The organism is Bacillus sp. AR8-1 (assembly GCF_008042345.1).
In the GTDB taxonomy this organism is placed as follows: Bacteria; Bacillota; Bacilli; order Bacillales; family Bacillaceae_G; genus Bacillus_A; species Bacillus_A cereus.
Genome location: NZ_QNUB01000024.1, coordinates 32637 through 48980, shown reverse-complemented (window position 1 = coordinate 48980; position 16344 = coordinate 32637). Strand labels below are relative to the sequence as shown.

Sequence of the window (16344 nt, the reverse complement as noted above, 5' to 3'; positions counted from 1 at the left end):
TTGTATCATAAAACAAGTATCTAAAGTTTATATGTAGGCTATCTAGAGTCTATATAAATTTAAAAAATCTCTAACAAAATGTTTGTATTGTAACGTTACCACCAAAACTAGTGCTCTAAACACCATAATTTGAAGAAACAGTACCCCATGTTCTAATCCTCATTTCCTCCTACAGCTCTATGTTGTGTAAAACTAGTTGATCCCTATAATATAAAAAGAGCACCCCTTTTTGGATGCTCTTCGTTATAACTATATATTATTTAATTTTCTTCATTTGTTGGTACCATTTTTCCTTGTTGAGAATCCGTACCTGTACCTTCTGATTTTTCAACAGTTTTTGCATGTTCTCCAGGTTGTGATTCTGTACCTCCATTTGTTTCTACCATTTTTCCTTCTTGAGAATCTGTACCTGTACCTTCTGTTCTTTCAACAGTTTTTGCATGTTTTCCAGGTTGTGATTCTGTACCTTCTTTTGTTTCTACCATTTTTCCTTCTTGAGAATCTGTACCTGTACCTTCTGATTTTTCAACAGTTTTTACATCTCCTTTAGATGCTGGCACTGCATCTTTAGGTAAATCAAAGTTTTGTGAGGAAAACGTTGTTCCATCTGCACTCTGTGTAATTACTTGATTTGAATTTTCATTTGACTTTAAATTGTCCGTTTTCGCATCATCTGCACCAATTGCACCACCCGCTAATAATCCTGTACTTAAAAATGCTCCTGCTAATAATGTTTTAATCATTTTTCATTACCTCCTGTTTATTTGTAATATTCATCAAAAAAGTATCTAGAGTTAATGTTTTAGTCATTATCTTTATCTACTTGCTTTTTGATTACATTTAGCATAAGGCAAGAATCTATAGTTGATATGGACTGTATCTGGAGATTATGTAAAGAAAAATAGATGATCAATTGTATATCCTAATGAATGCTTAGGCAAGATTAAAATTTTATATGAGGTAAAGCCCATTGAGGACCTAATCTTTTCTAATTTGAAAGTAAACTTTTGGGTAAAAGTTTACTTTGGAGTTTTGAATCATTTTATAACTAATTTTGCAAAAAATTTCTCAATATAGATATAATTGCTAATTATAGTTATAATATTCAAAATTAACAAAAAATAAATTATAATAAAAATATGATGGTTATTCCCTTTGTTTACTCCTTGTGCTAAAGATAAGATTGTGTTCCCGATCTTATCTTTTTTCTTTGTAGATTTTTGATACAAAAAAAGAATCCTTATAACAAGGATTCTGCAACAGGAAATAACAAAATATAAACGATTGTAGCATATATAAATTTAGTTCTTATTATAATGGTAATCCTTTGGCTACTCTATTTTGATATTCTTTAAGGGGTAGTGTAATAGATTTATTTGGTGCATCTATTGGAGTTGCTTTAACATATATCTCAGAATAATGACCACCTTCACCGCTAAACTCAGATTGAATATCTACTACTGGTATTTGTATATTTTTATTATCTGGTTGTACATAAGATTCAAAGTTTAAATATGATGGTGTTGGTTTTGAACCATTCGTAAGTAAATAATACACTTTTGAATTGTAAAAATTAGGACGTGATTCCTGCCACGTCCATCCATATCCATTTTGATCATAGTAGGATAGTTTCGGAACATGAACTTTTGATTTTGTTTTAAATGTTCCTGAGAAATTAGCGGCTTTCACTATACCAAAATATGTTGTGGTATAACCAGCCTTACAAATTACAGGCTGTGATTTAAATATAATTTGTTCTTCATGAGTAGATGTGTTAGAACTTGTATGAGTATAATTAAATTCAGATGAAAGTGTAATCTCTTGACCGCCTTCAGCAACAAAAGGAATTTTAACTGCTAACGTTGATTTTGAAGATACTCCTAATTTAACCCCTTCTTGGTTTGAATAGGTAAAAGACTCTGTTGTTTTGATACTTTTTTCAGGAGAATACCATGTTTGGTCTACTAATCCATCATTTTTGTATGATAGTAGTTCTATTTGTTGTGTAGGTCCCCAACTATCAAAATGTGCTGTTATATCTAAGTTATTAACATCAGTATGATATTCGGGCTTAGATACATATTTAGTTGCAGTATTTGGATTAGCTGCAGTACCTTCTGGAGTCATTCTATCTTTTATATCTTGTATAAACTTATCTTCATTATAAATATTATCACTCTTTGTATTAACATTTAATATTGTACTTTTTGTAGCATCTGCAAAAGAAGTAGTAGGCATACTTACTACTCCTATACTTAACATACATGCGAATGGCATCATTACAGCCATTTTTTTATATGATTTCATCAATATTCCACCTCTCTTAATAGATTTAGCATTATGCTATTAATATATCTAATTGACGGAAAATACTCAATATTCCGTTTAATCAGTCACTATTGGATAAAATTAACTAGTTTTTTATGTTTTATTACATATATGCATCTAGAAATATGTTAATTTTTTTTGTTAATGTCATATTTAAGATAAAAAGATATATAGAAATTAAGAAATCTACTGTTAATTGTCATAAATTCTACAATGTTTTTAAATGTGTTTATCTTTCTGGCGTACCGCCAGCATTTCGGAAAAAAAACACGCTAAGCCAAAAATACAATAAGCTGTCCATATGGACAGCTTATTTACATAATTATCGAAAACGGAAGTAATTCTGCTTGTATTTCTTGAAAGTACTTGTGTTGTGGTTTGTTATATATTATTCTTCCCACCACTCATTTTCAATTGCATTTTCAATTTTCTCTAATAAGTGTTTGTAAAAATTGTCCGCTGCTGGATAGATACCTTTTTCATGGGCACTCCAGTTTACAACAGGACATTCATTGTTCATCATTTTTTCCGTATCTAAACAATAGGAATACTCATCGCAATGCTCAATAATAATATATCCTTTCGGAATGTTGAAGGTCTTAAATCTGTCATGATAATGCAAAATATCGTTGCAATCATTCACATATAGACCATTACCTCCGCCTCCATATTCCTTTAGAAACCATCGGTAACTGTCTGGAAGCGTTACGTTAAGTTTCTCTTCAACTTCTTGAATGGCTTCTTCTTTCTCTTTATAGAAATATTTCCTTTGATTATTGAATTCAAGCAATTCTCTAATTTTACTGCGATACAACTCCATTTATGTTCCCTTCCTTTTCTTCATCTCAACAACAACTCCCTCTGTTTGGAGGGTCAATCTTTATTTTGTTTTTCTAACAGTTGAATAACCCTATCTAACTTTTGCTCAACTGATTCTTGCTTTTTGTGATTGCTGGTATGCCGAATTATACGTATAATCCCTCCAAATAGTGCACCAATAATTATTGCAATAATGATGCAAGAAATAGTGGTTTCTAAAGGCATTATTTAGCCCTCCTTTTTTCCTTATTGTACCATTTAGAAGAACTAATATGTTTTGTGATTTGATTTGTATATTGTATACAAGTTAAGTTAACATAACGTCCTATTATCGATAGCAAAGAAAAAGACGTCCCCTTACTCTCACAAGGGATTCGCCTTTTTCTTTTTCTATGACCCTATGCATCTTTTTATACATTCCTATTCTGGAGTGCCTTTTGGCTTCCCTATGTCTCCCTATTTTTCGCATAAAATCTTGCATACTCTTAGCGTGTTTTTTTTCCGAAATGTTGGCGGTACCTCAGTATGTATTACATAGCAAGTGTAGAGATTGCTTGTTTGTAGATTAGTTGTTGTTTACCATTAACCATCATTAGGACGGTAAATTTATCTATTGCAAGGATCTTCCCACGTACTGGAACGCCATTCTTTAAAAATACTGTAACTGTCCCTTTTTTCTCTTTCAATTGTTCATACATATCTTCTTGTAAATTAAACATGAAATGCGCCCCCCTGGTTTGTTTGTATTTACTTTTCTTCTAATACCTGCTGCTTTTCACTGTTGGATATTTTTGATTCCCATTCACTTTCTATTTTTCTAAACCATTTTCCTATTTTGCTTAGATAATATCTTTTTACTTCACCATTAGGTATCCAAATTTCACGTTCCTGTATTTGATTCATCACTTCATGAAGGATCTCATCATGTTCATACTTTTTAGGTTTTCTATAATGTGTTTTTACAAATTGTGTATATTCTCTACGTAACCAATTAGAAATATGTTGTCTTTGTCTTTGCTTGAGATGTGACCATTTTTTATTTGTTTGAAGAATTTTTCCATTTACTTTTATGTGGTTTTTCATCGACACTCATCCCCTTTCACTAGCAAAACAAATATATCACTATCGTATCACATTTAAATTGAAATACTGCTCTAGGTACATATTTCGCAAGAAATCTATCCGAAATATACAATACATTCTCTATTTAGCTGATTAAGTCTACACAAGATTAAATGTAGACTATTATTGTAGTGTTTTAGTTTTTTAAATCATTACGGTACGTGAAATTATTTTGTTAACCATAAAAAAAGCCCCTTGAAAGGAGCACTTATTTGACAAGGTACTGTTCTATTTCTTTTATTAATAGTTCTGCACCTTCTGAACTCAATGAGATCTTACCCTTTGCTAATGCCATGTTACGATTTGACACTTCTCCTGTTAATGCACAAACATGACCAGGCTGATACTTCTTTAAAATGATGTCTTCCCCTTCTACAAAAATCTCTAATGGTGATTTTTCTTTAATCCCAAGCGTATTTCTAAGTTCCTTTGGAATTACTATACGCCCTAATTCATCCACTTTTCTAGTTACTCCGGTTGCTTTCATCCAGCATATTTCCCCATTTCATTATCAATTTGTACCCAATTTATTCTTTACTATTGTAACAGGATTTCTCCATATATGAGAAACATAATAATCCCAAAACTAACGATCATAACCAGAAATTATTTAAATCTTTGCTGAAAGGAAATACGCCCTTCTTCCTCTTTTCGCAATACTGCGTAAAATAACTATTCTTTTATGGATTAAGGCATGAATTTCCTGTCAAGGAGTTACTTCAACTCGTTAATATTACTCGTAGTACGTACTATTATTGGATGAAACAGCTCAATCATCCTAATCCAAATGCGGAGGTAAAAGAACTGATACAAGCTATTTATGATTAACACGATGGGTGTTATGGCTAGTAACAATACAGCTCATTCTTTCGTTTTGGAGTATTTCAAAATGTTAACTGGATGGGTATGTACGGTGACCTCTACTTAATTATCAGAAAAACATTAGCCTTTAATTGTATACACAATAATTACCATTATTTTCCGATGTTAGCATCATAATAAATCTTTCCTTTTCCTCTTTTTATCAGTATTGGTAGGTAAAGAGGGGCTAGGCACAAAAACAGGTTGTGGAGAAAGTCTTCTTCACAACCTGAGAGTATGTTATATATCCAAATATGACCTGTTCTTTTAACTATTTAGTCTTTTATAATCTATTATAGTCGATATAACTAGAGTCATAGTAAATCCACTGCCCTGTTCCAATTCTTAGCCAACCATTCTTTTCTTCATATACTGTAACTTTTTCGCCTTTACTTGTCTTTCTAACAATAGAATAGTTTGTCCCTGATCCGCTTCGAACATTTACCCCAATACCATTAATTTGAGCCGTTCCAATTACCTTTTCAACACTACCATTTTCAATTACTTGTAGCATATTTAGAATGAATGTTGCTGTTTCACCACGAGTTGTTGTTCCTTTAGGGTCGTATTGATTGTCACCCTTACCTCTTACAATACCTAGGCCATACAGTCTTTGTACGTCTTCTTTATAAATAATTTGGTCTTTGTCTGCGAATGGTAGGTTTACAACTGGTCCCCATATACCTTTATACTGTAAAGCCTTGTTTACAATAATGGCTGATTCTTCTCTTGTGATAGGTGTGTTTGGGTCAAAATAACCATCTCCTCTACCTTGAATGATACCTGCACTTGCAGTACGTTTAATACCATCTCGTAAAGTTGAATTTGCATCGTTTAGGTCTTTAAATGAAGCATCTCCAGCTGGCAGGTTTAGAGAGTTAGAGATTAATTGAGCAAATTCGGCTCTTGTTATCGCTCTATTGGGTGCGAAAACTCCGTTTCCTTCCCCTATCATAATACCCCTTCTATTTAACTCTCGAATAGCTTCTTCATACCAACCTCCTGTAATGTCATCTTTTGGTTGATAAAGATTATTATAATACCCCTCAACGCTATTTACGAATACATCCCATTGCCCATTATTAATCATGTTAGCAGGGCAGATTTTACCGCTCCATTTTTGGTGTTTTACAATGTTATTTAACGGTACACCAGTTTCTTTCATTAAATATGCTACAAGTTTCTTAGCGTTATCTACCGCTTTACTGTAGTTTCCGTCACTGTTAACTGCGATTTCAATTGCAATAGATTCTCTATTACCTGGACCATCACCGTCTCCTGCGTGCCATCCGTTCTCGTTTAATGGTAGATGTTGATAAATCTCTTTATCGTCTACTGTAAAATGCCACGATGCAGCTCGGTCTGTGTTCCCTACTGCTTGGTTATATAGGTATTGAGCGTGGTTTCTAGCACCTGCTCCTACACTTGTATTATCAGTCTCATGAATTGTAATATACTTTGGACTCATGTAGTTTTGAGGACGAATATTATCGTTACCTGCTGGAACAATCCATTCAGTGAATGGAACACCGTTTATTGTACTAGAGGTGCTAGGTGATATGGGAGACAGACTACGTTTTGTTCTGTTTGAATTGTTAGGAACAGTTAATGTACCTGTTTCTTCATGAATACCTTCTGAACGTTGAAGACTATCTACTTTCTTATTGTCGACAGTACCTCCACCACGTCCGTCTACCTCTTCAAAACTAGCTTCAATACTTTTTAAAGCCTGTTCATCTGTTGTTTGAATTTGGTCTGTGTTACCTTGCACTTGAAGGCTTGTAGATTGCTTATTGTTTACTGATTGTTGTTCCTCTGCAAACGATACCAATGGTGAAGATAATACCGTTAATCCTGCCGTGAATGCTACTACTTTTTTATTAAATTTAATATTCATTTTGAATTTGGTATATCTTAACATTTTAATAGATATACCTTCCTCCTTGTACTTCTTTTAGTCTGAATAATAGTGTTAATAATGATAGCCTGAACCTCAAAGATAATGCCTTAATTTTTCATTTCATATGATAAACCGAAATCTATAAGTCCTACTAGATATATCAGTATTTCAGAATTATAACACAGCACGATTGCAAAAATATAATTAAATAACATAAATAACCTTTAATGTATAAAACGGTTCTGGGGCAAAAATCCCAAGGCTCTTACAGCTAATATCTTAATCTTGAACATACTGATAGTATGAATCTAAAAAGAAGCATAATCAGTTAATCTATTTTTACACCAAAACCATGTTAGCTCCTATATAAAAAATACACCCCTTCTTTTCATTTTATCGTTTTCCGACAGAAGACTCCTTCCTCAAAAATGTGAAGGTGTGAAACACTAATTTTAGGTGGGAGATGAATGTCGGTTGGCATAAGCCAACATGTTTGTTATCATTTACTTGTACAGATTGCTCTTTGAAAACTGAAGATATGAGGTTGGTTGCAGAAAAACGTTGCAGCCGTAAAATCTTCAACGTTCTATCGCCCCATGCTTACCGAAGTTGCGAAAACCAAGCTAAAGTAGGGAGTGTGGTGCGTTAACGTACAAGATACTTATGTTCTCACCGTAGGGACTACGGGTAGAGCCTGCTAAGATAACCGGTGGATACAACGGTGTTCGCAGGAATCTCCCACTTCAAAAAGTCCGTAACGACGTTAAGTGGTGAGTAGTTCAATATTTCTTTTTACCTAGCGATTTAAGGCCACGTTTAATAACATCATAGAAACTTAGAGATTGTGACATATGACCTGGATCTACATATTCTCGTATAGCCCGAAGAACTTTCTTAGGTTCCTTAGAAGAAAAGGTGAAGATTCCATTTCTCTTGGTTTCAATAGCATAACGTGGAATCCATTTACCCTTAAACATTACAGAAGCTATAACATAATCTACTTCCTCCCATGGAATTTGAATAAATTTACGCGTATCACGAGAATTATAAAATTCAAACCCTTTATCACCAATCATAATTTTCCCATAGTCTGTAAGTCCCGTAAAAGCGGTAGCATCTATTACTAAATCTACCTTTGTATTAATTGATTGAACCATCATATCCACTCCATTTCATTTATCCTATTTATAATTCGTAACTTCAAACAATTAAGTCAATACAAAAAGTGGCTGAAGCGATAATCCCCAGCCACTTTTTGTATACGAACTATTATCGATTCACAGGCTACTAACCTATACTTCAATCTCAACAATTCCTAAATAATAAATTTTAAGAATTGAAAACGTGAGCAACTTAAATTATAAAAGTCCGATTACGTGACCAACTACCCCAACTACGAATAATGAAAGAATAATAACAATTGGGCTGACTTTTTTCTTCAGCAACCACATGCAGAAGAATGTCAGAAGCAATGCAGCTAAACCAGGAATTAATTGATCTAAGTTATCTTGTAAGGTAGTTACTTTCGTAGGTGACAGTGCCATTCCTGAGTTTACTTGTTCAAAAGATTGACGAATCCCTTCACCATTTCCAGGAAGTTTGTCCCACTCAACATACGCACCTTTATCTAACTGAACTTCAGATACAACTGGCTTGAATTTAATTGATACCCACCGTTCCACCAAGGCTGCAAGTACAAACATACCAAGGATTGATGCACCTTTTGTAATATCTTGTAATAATCCACCTGAAAGATCATCAGTGATTTTAGAACCGGCTTTATAACCAAATTCTTGTGTATACCACATAAATCCCCAACGGACCAGATTCCAAGCTAAGAAGAAAAGGATTGGCCCAAGGATATTCCCCCCCATTGCTAATGATGCTCCTAAAGCACCTAACATTGGACGTAAAGTAAACCAGAATACCGGATCACCAACACCGGCTAAAGGACCCATCATTCCAACTTTAACCCCCTGAATTGCCACATCATCAACTTCTGCACCATTAGCACGTTCTTCTTCAAGTGCTAATGTAACTCCTAGAATTGGTGAAGCAATATAAGGATGTGTATTGAAAAATTCCAAGTGACGTTTTAATGCTGCTTTTCGATCTTCTTTTGATTTATATAACTTTTTAATCGCTGGAATCATCGAGAAGGCCCAACCACCATTCTGCATACGTTCGTAGTTCCAAGAACCCTGAATAAATGTAGATCGCCATGCAACGGCTAAACGATCTCTTTTTGTTAATTGAATTTTTTCTGCCATTTGTCTTCTCCTCCTCCTGAATTAATAATCGTTTAAGATATCGTCAAGCGGGTCACCAGAGTTACCTCCACCACCATTTGAAGAACCACCCATTTTAGAAAGGCTCAAATAAATAAGAGCTAAAGCCACACCCAATGCACCAAGAGCAATAAGTGTTAATTGAGAAATCGCAGCTATTACGAAACCAATAATGAAGAATGGCCATACTTCTTTTGTTGCCATCATATTAATAACTAATGCATAACCAACAGCAACAACCATTCCCCCACCAATAGCCATTCCATCAGTTAACCATGCAGGCATTGATTCCAAGAATCCTTGAACGCTTTGTGCAGGGATAAATAAAAGTGCTCCGGCAGGAATTGCAATTCGGATACCCTGTAAACACACCGCAGCGATGTGTAACACTTCAATTTTTTTTATATTTCCTTCTTCAGCTGCCGTATCCATCATGTGAACAATAGGAACAGCAAGTGTACGAACAATCATTGTTAAGAAAAGTCCTGCTACTGCAAGTGGTACCGCTACTGCAATTGCTGATGCAACACCGCTAACACCTTGTCCGCCTAATACTAAAATGATCGCTGATGCAACTGATGCCAATGCAGCATCTGGCGCTACGGCTGCTCCAATATTTGCCCATCCAAGTGCAATCATTTGAAGTGTACCGCCAAGAACAATGCCAGCCTCCAGGTTACCTGTTACTAATCCAATTAGTGTACATGCCACTAGTGGTTGATGGAATTGAAATTCATCTAATATTCCTTCCATACCGGCTAGAAATGCAATTAGTATCACTAAAATTATTTCTATAGTAGACATTATGATCCCCCATTTCATTTACATTTACTATGTAACTACGATAATTCAACCTTCGCTTTTTTTAGAATATCATCCATATTTGCACGAGAATCATTAGGTACTTTACGTACATCAAAATGAATGCCTTTTGCTTTCATTTTCTCGAAAGCCTCTACATCTTCTCTTCCCATAGAAAGAACCTTATTAACAACAACCTTTCCAGTTGAATGAGCCATAGAACCAACGTTAACTTCTTTAATATCCACACCACCCTCTATAACTCTCAGGACATCTAGTGGGTTTTCAAATAATACCAGTGCATTAGTATTACCAAAACGGGGATCTTTTTCAACTTCAATCATTTTGCTGATTGGAATAACATTGGCCTTAACCCCTGGTGGTGCCGCCTGTTCGATTAATTTTTTACGAAGATCGTCTTTAGACACTGCATCTGAAACTACGATAATACGATTTGGTTGTGTAGACTTTGTCCATGCAGTCGCTACCTGACCATGCAATAAACGAGAATCCACACGGACTAAAACGAACTTGATTTTCCCATCACCAACTACTGTACCGGGAGCAAGTCTGCCATTTGCTTTTCCATCTTTTGCAACTGCGATATCAGTATTTTCTTTGGGTTCCAGCTCTTCAGGTTTAATTCTGACCCCTTCCTTGGCTGTTTTAATGATATGTGCTGCGATCTCTTGAGCAGACGTAATTGATAAACGGGATGCATAAGCTTCAATCACCATTGGTAAGTTTAAACCAGCAACGATTGCCCAATTGTCTTTGTGTTCTTCATACAAGCCATTAGCTTGATTGAATGGAGTACCGCCCCATAGATCGACTAAAAATAATACCTCATCTTGATTATCAAAAGATGCAACTGCTGCTTCCATTTTTGCTCTCAAATCGTCTGGCCCTTCGTTTGGCATTAAGGTAACAGCCTTAACATTCTCTTGCTCTCCAAAAATCATTGCGCCAGATTGTAAAATGCCTTCAGCAAATTGGCCATGGCTTGCTAGGATAATCCCTACCATCTCTCTACCTCCTAAATATTTCATCCTAATTTTTTCTGAATTGACGCAACCAACACAACTTTTCTTCTTCATTTCATCAATCTTTAACTATTAAAAACCAACTTTTTCTATCCTTGAGAAAACCACCTCCTAGGCTATTTAAATCTCACTTCTTTTATAAAATTTTGTTTACTACTAAAAATGTGTTTGTGAATCTCCAATTCATCATTTTTCAAATCATTACTTAAAACACATAATTTCTTAGGTAAAAGGTTCATAATCTTATAAAATAACCCACCACAAGAAAGCGCTTTCAAAATATAGAAAGAACATACCGTTGAAAATCTTTGTTTCAAATACACTTACTCTAAACCTAATCAACTATAAATAGACTGAGTTGCGTCAAACCAAAATAGGAGTAAAACTCCACTCGCGAATTGCCTCATTGATAAGGAAAGCGTTTATCTCGAAAAACATGATTATCACTGCAAACAAACATGACAGAAATCAATTTAAAGTTCTTTCGAATGATAAAAATACCATGTAAGTTTTTAATTACGCACATGTTACTCACCAAAAGTTCAATTGAATGACAGACTATACATATTTATCCTTTTCCCAAATAAAGAAAAGCACTGTTATTCGTATAATGAAATCGATTCCACTTACTAAAAACATTGCCGTTCTATCTGATAAGATGATTTATATCGCCTGCATACAAAATAACAAACAAAAAAACAATAACCCCCTCTTACGAGTCAGAAGTTTGCTAAAGATAGCTATCTAGAAAACAGTTTGTAGTTGGAGACATAAATTTGATAAAAGAGTTGATTCGTCGCAAAAGAATATTTGGCATTGGTATTTTTGATCTTGCTTAGATTGGATATTTGCTCAACTTTAAAGAGAATATGTATCAAATAATAATAATATTTGTAAAAAAACACATGAATATAACAATATAAAAGCAGCTCGTTTATCAGTTCTCAAAAGAATAAAACCACTATCACCCTCTACAACGGTTATATATTCATTATATCCATTGTGAATTTTTTCACAATGGATATAAATTGAACATTTTATGAATAAAACAATTCCACATTATAAGAAATATATAGTGATTTTTTTAGCATACCTTTTTTACTTAAATACCCCTTTGCATTATATGATCGATAGTAAACGTGGTTAACTAATCGATTTCTAATTGAAGTTTAATATATTAATTGCTTAATAAATCAATTGAAAACATATAGCTCCTATGATTCCTCCTATGGTACTACCAATTATGGGAATCCATGCGTATCCCCAATCCGAAGAGCCTTTATTACATATTGGTAAGATTTGATGTGCTAGTCTTGGGCCAAAATCTCGAGCTGGATTTAAAGCAAATCCAGTTGTTCCACCAAGAGATAAACCTATAGATACTATTAACGCTCCTATTATTATTGGAAGTAGTCCATCTATAACTTTATTATGACTCATAGCTAAAATTGAAAATACAAATACTGCAGTGCCAATAATTTCACTTAACAAATTGGACGGCCAACTTTTTATTGCAGGGCTTGTAGAAAACACCGACAATATAATTTCTTGATTTTTAGTTTCTTTCCAATGCGGAAAATACTGGAGCCAGACAAATATTGAACCTAAAAAAGCCCCCATCAACTGTGCACCAATATAGGAAGGAACTTCACTCCAAGGAAATAACCCTATACAAGCAAAAGCAATTGTAACTGCAGGATTCAAATGCGCACCACTTATGTTATCTACTATATATATAGCGAATGTAACTGCTAATCCCCAGCCAAGAGTAATTGCAACCCATCCGGAATTTTGTGCTTTGGATTTTTTCAGCAAAGTACCTGCTACAACGCCGTTCCCTAATAAAATAAGAACCAAGGTTCCAATTAATTCCCCCATAAATGGAGACATATTTATGACCCCCTTTGTTATTTCAAAAACCATTGTATAAACACAAGGGCATCATCAGCATCTTCCCCATCAAGAATTACATGTATTTCTGCTCCTCTTTTTACTGCTAAATCGATTAGTTGAAGAGTACTTTTTGCATTAACTTTTTTATCTTTAAATATAAACTGAACCGAACAATCATAATCCTTTAAGCCATCTACAATTTCACTTGCTGATTTTGCATAAATTCCATCCTTACGAGTTACAATCAAATTTCTTTCAATTCTCATAAGATTAGCTCCTTTTATATTTTTATAATGGTTTTCGCCTCAAGTACAGCCTTAAATCTTGAATATTTCTTCTAATATTTTGCCAATCCCTGATTCAACAACTGCTACGTAGGACCCTCTATTAATGGCGGATTTGCTATTTTGATTTAATCACTCTTAATTAGAGCGCCTCCCAAATTTAGGAATACAATTACAACTTTTTCATTATAAATAGCCTCTTAAATTTATCTGACGCTTCTACCTACTTCATCGTTATCTACTCCTCCTGCAGAAGCTATTAAAACACTGGAAGTTAATTGGGCCAGTGAAGCTTTAAATCTCTTAACTAGTAGATAACCATAAGAAACTAAAGCTATTCTTGTATTACTCATCACAATTGCTCCCTAAGTTCGTTAACAATATCTTTTTCACCTATAAGAGATAAACATAGAGTTTCAAAGATAATAAAAGATGAGACTGCTCCTGGATCTAAATGACCAATAGACCTTTCTCCTAGAAAAGAAGCACGTCCTTTTTTAGCTAATAATGGCTTAGTTTTTTCCATTTGTTCTCTTGCAAAAATGATAAGACCAATAGGTTTTATTTTTTCTCCATTTCTTTGGATATACTTCAAAACAGGATCCCAAACATCAAGCATTGTTTTATCTCCTATCTGAGTGTTTCCTCTTAGACAGATGCCATTTACAGATTCTTCAAAAGCAAGCCCCAATTCATTGAATGTAATTTTATTTTTCCCTTTCAAAACACTACCAGCCCTTAAAAATGCTGTTCCATATAAAGGCCCTGATGCACCTCCAACCTTTGAAATAAGTATCATTCCAATATCATGAAATACATTTCCAATATCATCATAAGCTGTATATGATATCTTTCTTTCAACCTCTTTAAACCCTCTATTCATATTAATACCATGATCTCCATCACCTATGAATTGATCAAGTTGCGTTAGGTTTTTTTTTTGATACTCAAGTTGTTTTGCAGCGAGTTGCATCCAATTGATGATATGTCTTGGTGTAATATACATGTTGGCCCCTCCTATTGTACACGCCAGTTAGTCGTATTTGCTGGATCATTAAGCAAAGCAGTTAATTGTTCATCTAGTTTTAATAAAGTAATAGAAAAACCGGCCATATCAATTGCTGTCATGTATTCTCCAACATATGTTTTACAGATATCGATACCAATTTTGTTTAATATTGTGTTAATCATTTTATTTAAAACATATAATTCCATTAACGGCGTTCCCCCTAAGCCGTTTACCATTACTGCAACTTTGTCACCAATCTTCAATTGCATATCACTTAAAATATGCTCTAAAAGAAGTTCAGCCATTTCATTAGCTGCTATCATACTAATACGATGAGTTCCAGGTTCACCGTGAATACCTATACCAACCTCTACTTCATTTTCACCAATTTTATAACCAACTGTCCCAGCTCCAGGTATTGTACACGTTTTTAATGCCATGCCCATACTACGTATATTTGCAATTACTTTATTTGCAACATCTTCAACTTCTTTAAGCGATGCCCCTTTCTCAGCCATTGCCCCAGCTATTTTATGTACAAATATTGTTCCAGAAATTCCTCTTCTTCTCATAGTGTGTGAACTATTAGCAATAGCAATATCATCATTAACAATGACTGTAGCAATCGGGATTCCCTGTGCTTCAGCCATTTCAGCAGCCATTTCAAAATTCATTATGTCCCCTGAGTAGTTTTTTACAATTAACAAAACCCCACTTCCAGTATCCACCTTTTGAATCGCTTTCATAATCTGGTCTGGTGTAGGAGAGGTAAAAATTTCGCCAATTACAGCAGCATCAAGCATTCCTTCACCAACAAATCCCATATGCGCTGGTTCATGACCACTCCCGCCTCCACTGACAATTGCCACTTTTCCTTGAAATGGACTATTAGCTCGAATAATTATATTTGTTTCAGACATATTTTGTAGTTTATCAGAATGTGCAAACAACATTCCGTCAATCATATCCCTAACTACTTTTTCTGGATTATTAATAAATTTTTTCATGGCATCTATTCCTTTCTATTAGTCGCCGCTAGTACCCTAACATTTAATCTTATATTTTTATTCCCTCCTACACTTCCCTTTTATTATAAAAACCTATAATGATTTCACTTGGACATCTAACTATAAGTCTCCAATTTCAGCTAAAAAGATTGTTCCAATGTTTGCTTGCTCAAATTTCCCTTTCCTCATGTGAAGTGCTCCAGTGAATACTCCTTTTTCATGCTCAAATAGCTCACTTTCAATTAAATTAGGAGGGATAGCCGCACAATTTACTAGAATAAACGACTTATCCTTTCTGAAAACAGCTTTATGGATACCTTTACCTATAAATTCTTTTCCTGTTTCACTCTCTCCAGTAATAAGAATCGTAGAATCTAATTCTGCCACTTTATTCGCAACAAAGAGCGTCTTCATTAAAGTGTCACTATAAATAATAATGTCCGGAAAAGAGTTGTTTAGTTTTTTATATTTCGACAATTCACTTTCTAAATACTTTATTCTTTTTTTTCAAGAGTCAATTGGTCTAATAATGATTGTGTTTCATGAATAGATTCATCGTTAAAAATATTCCGCTCAATTTTGCTATAAGTGTAGCTAAGGCTCGAGCATGTGGACCATTTTTAGTATGAATATTAATTTCAATCCTTTGTATCATAAGAACCTATTTCATAATAATACATGCATAAAAATACATAAAATTCAACCAGTGAATTTTATGTATTTTTATTTTCATTATTAAAACTCTAACTATTACATAATAAGATTTTTTATACAAAACCTGATAATATAGGTTTTTAATACTATTTTTCCCATTTCACCTTTCTTAAGAAATAGTATTTTATTTTTGATAATCATAACACTATCTTTTAATCCGTCATATAACAGACGAAAAATATACATAAAATATTCATAATTCTGTACTCAGAATTTTGATAACATTAGATTCAAGGCTAGATTTTCAGCTTACTTACAAAAAAATCAAGGAGTGA

General features: G+C 34.0%; 18 protein-coding genes and 1 pseudogene. 1 reads left to right on the top strand and 18 read right to left on the bottom strand.

Annotated features, from left to right (window positions below):
* Nucleotides 1-260: 260 nt before the first annotated feature.
* From DN400_RS18680 to DN400_RS18645, 7 genes are all read right to left on the bottom strand, one after another.
* Nucleotides 261-743, bottom strand: a complete 483-nt coding sequence (locus DN400_RS18680; protein ID WP_147801828.1) for a hypothetical protein — start codon at nt 741-743, stop codon at nt 261-263.
* Nucleotides 744-1311: 568 nt separating this feature from the next.
* Nucleotides 1312-2307, bottom strand: a complete 996-nt coding sequence (locus DN400_RS18670) for an ETX/MTX2 family pore-forming toxin (protein ID WP_147801827.1) — start codon at nt 2305-2307, stop codon at nt 1312-1314.
* A gap of 409 nt (nt 2308-2716) precedes the next feature.
* The gene (locus DN400_RS18665; RefSeq protein ID WP_061668069.1) at nt 2717-3148 is read right to left on the bottom strand and encodes an SMI1/KNR4 family protein; all 432 of its coding nucleotides are present in this window, start codon (nt 3146-3148) and stop codon (nt 2717-2719) included.
* Between the two features lie 53 nt (nt 3149-3201).
* The gene (locus tag DN400_RS18660; RefSeq protein ID WP_147801826.1) at nt 3202-3372 is read right to left on the bottom strand and encodes a DUF4083 family protein; all 171 of its coding nucleotides are present in this window, start codon (nt 3370-3372) and stop codon (nt 3202-3204) included.
* A 305-nt stretch (nt 3373-3677) separates the two neighbouring features.
* Nucleotides 3678-3866: an RNA chaperone Hfq gene (hfq, locus tag DN400_RS18655; RefSeq protein WP_147801825.1), complete on the bottom strand. Its 189-nt coding sequence runs from the start codon at nt 3864-3866 to the stop codon at nt 3678-3680.
* 28 nt (nt 3867-3894) lie between these two features.
* The gene (locus DN400_RS18650) at nt 3895-4230 is read right to left on the bottom strand and encodes a transposase (protein ID WP_097891782.1); all 336 of its coding nucleotides are present in this window, start codon (nt 4228-4230) and stop codon (nt 3895-3897) included.
* 247 nt (nt 4231-4477) lie between these two features.
* Nucleotides 4478-4756, bottom strand: a complete 279-nt coding sequence (locus DN400_RS18645; protein ID WP_098291727.1) for an AbrB/MazE/SpoVT family DNA-binding domain-containing protein — start codon at nt 4754-4756, stop codon at nt 4478-4480.
* Nucleotides 4757-4950: 194 nt separating this feature from the next.
* On the opposite strand from DN400_RS18645, the pseudogene DN400_RS18640 reads away from it, so the two are divergent.
* A pseudogene (locus DN400_RS18640) lies at nt 4951-5094 on the top strand (IS3 family transposase); the annotation flags it as partial.
* A gap of 319 nt (nt 5095-5413) precedes the next feature.
* Here the strand turns inward: DN400_RS18640 and DN400_RS18635 are convergent.
* From DN400_RS18635 to DN400_RS18580, 11 genes are all read right to left on the bottom strand, one after another.
* On the bottom strand, nt 5414-7027 hold the full coding sequence (locus tag DN400_RS18635) for an S-layer homology domain-containing protein (RefSeq protein ID WP_147801862.1): 1614 nt from the start codon (nt 7025-7027) through the stop codon (nt 5414-5416).
* A 782-nt stretch (nt 7028-7809) separates the two neighbouring features.
* A complete protein-coding gene (locus DN400_RS18625) occupies nt 7810-8190 on the bottom strand; it encodes a DUF956 family protein (RefSeq protein WP_481747367.1) in 381 nt (126 codons plus the stop codon).
* Nucleotides 8191-8388: 198 nt separating this feature from the next.
* Nucleotides 8389-9300 carry a PTS system mannose/fructose/sorbose family transporter subunit IID gene (locus DN400_RS18620; RefSeq protein WP_000818327.1) on the bottom strand — a complete coding sequence of 304 codons (912 nt, stop codon included), beginning with the start codon at nt 9298-9300 and terminating at the stop codon, nt 8389-8391.
* A 21-nt stretch (nt 9301-9321) separates the two neighbouring features.
* On the bottom strand, nt 9322-10122 hold the full coding sequence (locus tag DN400_RS18615) for a PTS mannose/fructose/sorbose transporter subunit IIC (protein ID WP_000103758.1): 801 nt from the start codon (nt 10120-10122) through the stop codon (nt 9322-9324).
* Between the two features lie 35 nt (nt 10123-10157).
* Nucleotides 10158-11144 (bottom strand): mannose/fructose/sorbose PTS transporter subunit IIA, encoded by a 987-nt coding sequence (locus tag DN400_RS18610; protein WP_081143458.1) that lies wholly within the window; start codon nt 11142-11144, stop codon nt 10158-10160.
* A 1203-nt stretch (nt 11145-12347) separates the two neighbouring features.
* The gene (locus DN400_RS18605; RefSeq protein WP_098212101.1) at nt 12348-13052 is read right to left on the bottom strand and encodes an MIP/aquaporin family protein; all 705 of its coding nucleotides are present in this window, start codon (nt 13050-13052) and stop codon (nt 12348-12350) included.
* A gap of 17 nt (nt 13053-13069) precedes the next feature.
* Nucleotides 13070-13321, bottom strand: a complete 252-nt coding sequence (locus DN400_RS18600; RefSeq protein ID WP_147801822.1) for an HPr family phosphocarrier protein — start codon at nt 13319-13321, stop codon at nt 13070-13072.
* A gap of 224 nt (nt 13322-13545) precedes the next feature.
* A complete protein-coding gene (locus DN400_RS29940) occupies nt 13546-13692 on the bottom strand; it encodes a hypothetical protein (RefSeq protein ID WP_255287163.1) in 147 nt (48 codons plus the stop codon).
* Nucleotides 13692-14345: a dihydroxyacetone kinase subunit DhaL gene (gene dhaL / locus DN400_RS18590; RefSeq protein ID WP_147801821.1), complete on the bottom strand. Its 654-nt coding sequence runs from the start codon at nt 14343-14345 to the stop codon at nt 13692-13694. The genes DN400_RS29940 and dhaL overlap by 1 nt, the downstream gene beginning before the upstream one ends.
* Nucleotides 14346-14356: 11 nt before the next feature.
* The gene (dhaK, locus tag DN400_RS18585) at nt 14357-15355 is read right to left on the bottom strand and encodes a dihydroxyacetone kinase subunit DhaK (RefSeq protein WP_147801820.1); all 999 of its coding nucleotides are present in this window, start codon (nt 15353-15355) and stop codon (nt 14357-14359) included.
* Nucleotides 15356-15475: 120 nt separating this feature from the next.
* Nucleotides 15476-15769 (bottom strand): sigma 54-interacting transcriptional regulator, encoded by a 294-nt coding sequence (locus tag DN400_RS18580; protein WP_255477972.1) that lies wholly within the window; start codon nt 15767-15769, stop codon nt 15476-15478.
* Between the last annotated feature and the right edge of the window lie 575 nt (nt 15770-16344).